Below are 4822 nucleotides of genomic sequence, written 5' to 3' on the forward strand. Positions count from 1 at the left end.
GCGCGCGAAAGCGTCGGGTCAGTTGACGAATTTGGCGCTGATCCATCGCATTCGCGAGCAGGCTCGCTCCCTCAGTTTTTTCACCGCACCGCCAGGCATCAATCGATACCGACAAACCCTCCGGTCTGGTGTGCCCACAACCGTGCATACAAGCCACGATGGGCGAGCAGTTCGGCGTGGGTGCCGCTCTCGGCGATCTTGCCGTTTTCCAGCACCACCAGACGGTCCATGCGCGCGATGGTCGAGAGGCGGTGGGCGATGGCGATCACTGTTTTGCCCTGCATCAAGGTCTCGAGGCTTTCCTGAATCGCTGCTTCGACTTCCGAATCCAGTGCCGAGGTCGCTTCGTCCATGATCAGGATCGGCGCGTCCTTGAGCAGCACCCGCGCAATCGCGATGCGCTGGCGCTGACCGCCCGACAATTTCACCCCGCGCTCGCCGACATGCGCATCGAAACCGCTGCGGCCTTCAGCGTCGGACAGCAGTGGAATGAACTCATCGGCGCGAGCCTTGTGCACCGCCTCCCACAGTTCGGCGTCGGTGGCGTCGGGTTTGCCGTAGAGCAAGTTGTCGCGGATCGAGCGGTGCAGCAGCGAGGTGTCCTGGGTGATCATGCCGATCCGCGCGCGCAGGCTTTCCTGGCCGACGTCGGCGATGTTCTGCCCGTCGATCAGGATGCGCCCGCCCTCGACGTCGTACAGGCGCAGCAACAGGTTGACCAGGGTCGATTTGCCGGCGCCGGACGGGCCGATCAAGCCGATTTTTTCCCCCGGTTTTATCGTCAGATTGAGGTCGCCGATGATGCCTTTCTTCTTGCCGTAGTGAAAATCCACGTGCTCGAAACGCACTTCGCCCGAGGCCACGGCCAGCGGTTTGGCCTGCTCGCGGTCGGTGACGCTGACCGGTTGCGAAATGGTGCGCAGACCGTCCTGAACCATGCCGATGTTTTCGAAAATGCCGGTGACCACCCACATGATCCAGCCGGACATGTTGACGATACGAATCACCAGGCCGGTGGCCAGGGCAATCGCGCCGACGGTAATCAGCGACTGCGTCCACAGCCACAACGCCAGCGCCGTGGTGCCGACGATCAGCAGGCCGTTCATGGTAGTGATCGCCACGTCCATGCTGGTCACCACGCGACCGGCCATCTGCGCTTTGACGGTCTGTTCCTCGATCGCTTCCTTGGCGTAGTGCTGTTCGAAATTGGTGTGGGCGAACAGTTTCAGCGTGGCGATGTTGGTGTAGCCATCGACGATGCGCCCCATCAGTTTCGAGCGCGCGTCAGAGGCTTCCACCGAGCGCTCTTTCACCCGTGGCACGAAGTAATACAGCGCGCCGATGTAGGCAACGATCCAGGTCAGCAACGGGATCATCAGGCGCCAGTCGGCTTCGGCGAACAGCACCAGCGAGCTGATCGCATAGATCACCACGTGCCACAGCGCGTCGACCGCTTGCACGGCGGAATCGCGCAGCGAGTTGCCGGTCTGCATGATGCGCTGGGCGATGCGCCCGGCGAAGTCGTTCTGGAAGAAATTCAGGCTCTGCTTGAGCACGTAGCTGTGGTTCTGCCAGCGGATCATGCTGGTCATGCCCGGGCTCAGGGTCTGATGCACCAGCAGGTCGTGCAGGGCAAAGAAGATCGGTCGCAGCACCAGCGCGACCACCAGCATCCAGGTCAATTCGAGGGCGTGGTCGCTGAAGAAATTCGGGTTGGGCGTGCCTTGCGCCAGGTCGATGATGCGGCTCAGGTAGCTGAACAACGCTACTTCGATCAACGAGGCAAACAGGCCGATAACAAGCAGGGCAGCGAAACTCGGCCAGACCTGCTTCAGGTAATAGACGTAGAAGGGCCAGACGCGGTCCGGCGGGGACGCCGTCGGGGCGTCGCGGAAGATATCGATCAGTTGTTCGAAACGGCGATAGAGCATCAGATAACCGCCCGGAATCCGGGCTCTCCTTTTATCAGTGCGAGCGGCGCAGGCTCAGCCCGGCGCCGCTCGATATGCCCGGCGAAACTCAGTCGATGCGCTTGGCCGACTTGATGATCACAGGGTCGACAGGCACGTTTTGCATGCCGCTTTTGGTGGTGGTCTGCGAGTTGACGATGATGTCCACGACGTCCATGCCCTTGACCACTTTGGCGAACACCGCGTAACCGGCGTCACGGCCCGGATCGAGGAACGCGTTGTCGGCGACGTTGATGAAGAACTGGCTGGTCGCCGAATCAGGGTTGGAAGTACGCGCCATCGACAGGGTGCCACGAACGTTGTGCAGGCCATTGCTGGCCTCGTTCTTGATCGGCGCCTTGGTTTCTTTCTGTTGCATCTGCTGGGTGAAGCCGCCGCCCTGAGCCATGAAACCCGGGATCACGCGGTGGAAAATGGTGTTGTTGTAGAAGCCGCTGTCGACATATTCAAGGAAGTTCTTCGTGCTGATCGGTGCCTTGACCGGGTCCAGTTCGATTTCGATCTGGCCGTTGGTGGTGTCCAGCAGCACGTGGGGCGCCTTGGCCGGGGTAGCAGCCATCAGGTTGGCGGCAAACAGTACGGAGCCGGCGGCGAGGGCGAGTTTTTTCAGCATGGGTCAGTGATCCTGAGAGTGAAGGTCGGCTGTGGCGAGAAAATCCAGCAGCGTGTGATTGAAGCGTTCGGGTTGATCGAGCGGGGTGGCATGGCGCGAGTCGTCAATGACCACCAGCCGCGCATCCGGCAGCAGTTTTACATAGGTTTCCTTTAACGCCACCGGTGTGTAGTCACGGTCGGCGCTGATGACGAGCGTTGGACAGGACACCCGGGAAAGTCGTTCCTGAACGCCCCAGCCCACGATCGCATCGAAGCTGGCGAGATAAGCACGTTTGTCGTTTTTTGCCCAGCGTTCGGCCATTTTCCGTCGCAGATCGGCCTGTTCCGGCTTGGGGAAAAGTTTGCTGCCGAGGGCTTTGCCGATGGTTTCCAGGCTGAGCAGGCGCATCAGGCTCCAGCGTTTGAACCACTGCCAATAATCATCGCGGCTGCGCAATTTGACCTGTGGCGCGCTATTGACGATGGTCAGGCTCTTGAGCGCTTGCGGCTGATCGACAGCCAGCTGAAAACCGATCATCCCGCCCATCGACAGCCCGACATAGTGCACCGGGCCGAGGCGCAGGTGCTCGATCAAGGCCAGCAGGTCGACGCTGAACCCGGCGATGCTGTAGCGCTCGCGGGGTTTGTCCGAGTGCCCGTGGCCGCGAATGTCCGGGACGATTACCCGGTAGTGCGCGGCCAGCGCGGGGATCTGCATTTCCCAGTCCAGGGTGCTCGAGCCGAGCCCGTGAACCAGCAGCAACGGCGCACCGTGGCCATATTCCTCGTAGTGCAGGTTGCAACCTTCGTGCTCGAAATACGCCATCGGTGAACTCCGTGTCAGGCTTGTTCAGGTGCGGCAAACGGTGCGTCCAGCGGCAAGGTGTCGAAGGTGCGCAGCAGTTCGATGAGGATCTGCGTGGCCGGGCCCAGGGGTTTGTCCTTGTTCGAATACAGATAGAAGCTCGAATTGCGGCTGCCGCCCCGATCCAACGGTAGCAGCTTGAGCGAACCATCCTTCAATTCGCGGTCGATCATGTGCCGAGGTAGCCAGGCAAATCCCAGGCCGCTGCTGACAAAGGTCGCGGCGGTGGCGAGGCTGCCGACGGTCCAGCGCTGCTCGGCGCCGAGCCAGCCGACATCGCGCGGCTGCTGGCGGCCGGAGTCGCGGATCACCACTTGCATCTGGGTTTCCAGATCCTGAAAGCTCAGCTCGCGGTTGAGCCGATGCAGCGGATGATCAGGATGGGCAACGGCGACGAACTCGACATCACTCAATTCCGCACCCAGGTAGCCGGGAATGCTCAGTCCGGTGATTGCCAGGTCCGCCACGCCTTCGAGCAGCACTTCCTCGACCCCCGACAACACTTCCTCGCGCAGACGCACGCGACAGCCGCGACTCTGCGGCATGAACGCGGTCAGGGCGCGGACGATCCGCGCGCTCGGGTAGGCGGCGTCGACCACCAGCCGCACTTCCGCTTCCCAGCCTTGCTCCATGTGATGGGCAAGGTCTTCGAGTTGGCTGGCCTGTTTGACCAATTGCCGCGAACGGCGCAGCAATACGCCGCCGGCTTCGGTGAGCACAGCTTTTCGCCCGTCGATGCGCAGCAATGGCACGCCGAGCTGATCCTGCATGCGGGCGACGGTGTAGCTCACCGACGATTGCGAACGGTGCAGGGCCTCGGCGGCCTGGGCGAATCCGCCGTGGTCGACCACGGCCTGCAACGTTCGCCATTGATCAAGGGTCACGCGGGGCGCTTTCATCAATAGCTCCTCTTGTCCTAAGCTGGCCGTCCCTCATGGAGACTGCCGAATGAAAAAATTCTGTTGTGTGGTGCTGGCGCTGCTGCCGTTGACCGCGTTTGCCTATCCGATCGACGTGCAAAAGGATCTCAACGGCATGAAGATCGACTACGAGACTTACGACACGGACAACGACATCGGCTCGATCCGCGTGGCCAACTACGGTGATGTCGATGCGACCTGCCGTGCGGTGTTCAGCAACGGCCCGGAAGCACCACGCACGCGCAGCATCGATGTGCCGGCCGGCAAGCATAAAAACGCCACGGCCAAGTTCACCCGCGAGATCATCAAGCTGCGCATCAAACTGACCTGCACCCCGAAATAACGCTATTTCCCTGTGGAGCGAGCCTGCTCGCGAAGACGGAGTGTCATCCAGAGATGATGTGACTGACATTCCGCTTTCGCGAGCAGGCTCGCTCCCACAGGGGATATGGGTCTAGCTTATTAACGAATTT

The 4822-nt window shown here is 61.2% G+C and carries 5 protein-coding genes; 1 reads left to right on the top strand and 4 read right to left on the bottom strand.

The window, feature by feature from the left end; all coding sequences use genetic code 11:
* Positions 1-98 precede the first annotated feature (98 nt).
* The 4 genes from QMX86_RS27305 to QMX86_RS27320 all read right to left on the bottom strand — a co-directional run bounded on the left by QMX86_RS27305 (position 99) and on the right by QMX86_RS27320 (position 4328).
* Positions 99-1931: an ABC transporter ATP-binding protein gene (locus QMX86_RS27305; RefSeq protein ID WP_110601979.1), complete on the bottom strand. Its 1833-nt coding sequence runs from the start codon at positions 1929-1931 to the stop codon at positions 99-101.
* An 88-nt stretch (positions 1932-2019) separates the two neighbouring features.
* Positions 2020-2583, bottom strand: a complete 564-nt coding sequence (locus tag QMX86_RS27310; RefSeq protein ID WP_041478824.1) for a peptidylprolyl isomerase — start codon at positions 2581-2583, stop codon at positions 2020-2022.
* A gap of 3 nt (positions 2584-2586) precedes the next feature.
* Complete coding sequence (locus QMX86_RS27315) at positions 2587-3390, bottom strand: alpha/beta hydrolase (protein ID WP_282387548.1); 804 nt, start codon at positions 3388-3390, stop codon at positions 2587-2589.
* A gap of 14 nt (positions 3391-3404) precedes the next feature.
* Positions 3405-4328, bottom strand: coding sequence for a LysR family transcriptional regulator (locus tag QMX86_RS27320; protein WP_016771199.1), 924 nt, complete (start codon positions 4326-4328; stop codon positions 3405-3407).
* A 49-nt stretch (positions 4329-4377) separates the two neighbouring features.
* Here QMX86_RS27320 and QMX86_RS27325 point away from each other — a divergent pair, with 49 nt between their 5' ends.
* The gene (locus QMX86_RS27325) at positions 4378-4692 is read left to right on the top strand and encodes a hypothetical protein (RefSeq protein ID WP_016771198.1); all 315 of its coding nucleotides are present in this window, start codon (positions 4378-4380) and stop codon (positions 4690-4692) included.
* Positions 4693-4822 lie beyond the last annotated feature (130 nt).

The sequence above is a fragment of the Pseudomonas sp. PS01270 genome, from assembly GCF_029959775.1.
In the GTDB taxonomy this organism is placed as follows: domain Bacteria; phylum Pseudomonadota; class Gammaproteobacteria; order Pseudomonadales; family Pseudomonadaceae; genus Aquipseudomonas; species Aquipseudomonas atacamensis.

What these genes read in the sequence shown, in the direction of transcription:
- QMX86_RS27320 (WP_016771199.1), bottom strand. Translation starts at nt 4,328, where the DNA reads ATGAAAGCGCCCCGCGTGACCCTTGATCAATGGCGAACGTTGCAGGCC.
- QMX86_RS27305 (WP_110601979.1), bottom strand. Translation starts at nt 1,931, where the DNA reads ATGCTCTATCGCCGTTTCGAACAACTGATCGATATCTTCCGCGACGCC.
- QMX86_RS27325 (WP_016771198.1), top strand. Translation starts at nt 4,378, where the DNA reads ATGAAAAAATTCTGTTGTGTGGTGCTGGCGCTGCTGCCGTTGACCGCG.
- QMX86_RS27315 (WP_282387548.1), bottom strand. Translation starts at nt 3,390, where the DNA reads ATGGCGTATTTCGAGCACGAAGGTTGCAACCTGCACTACGAGGAATAT.
- QMX86_RS27310 (WP_041478824.1), bottom strand. Translation starts at nt 2,583, where the DNA reads ATGCTGAAAAAACTCGCCCTCGCCGCCGGCTCCGTACTGTTTGCCGCC.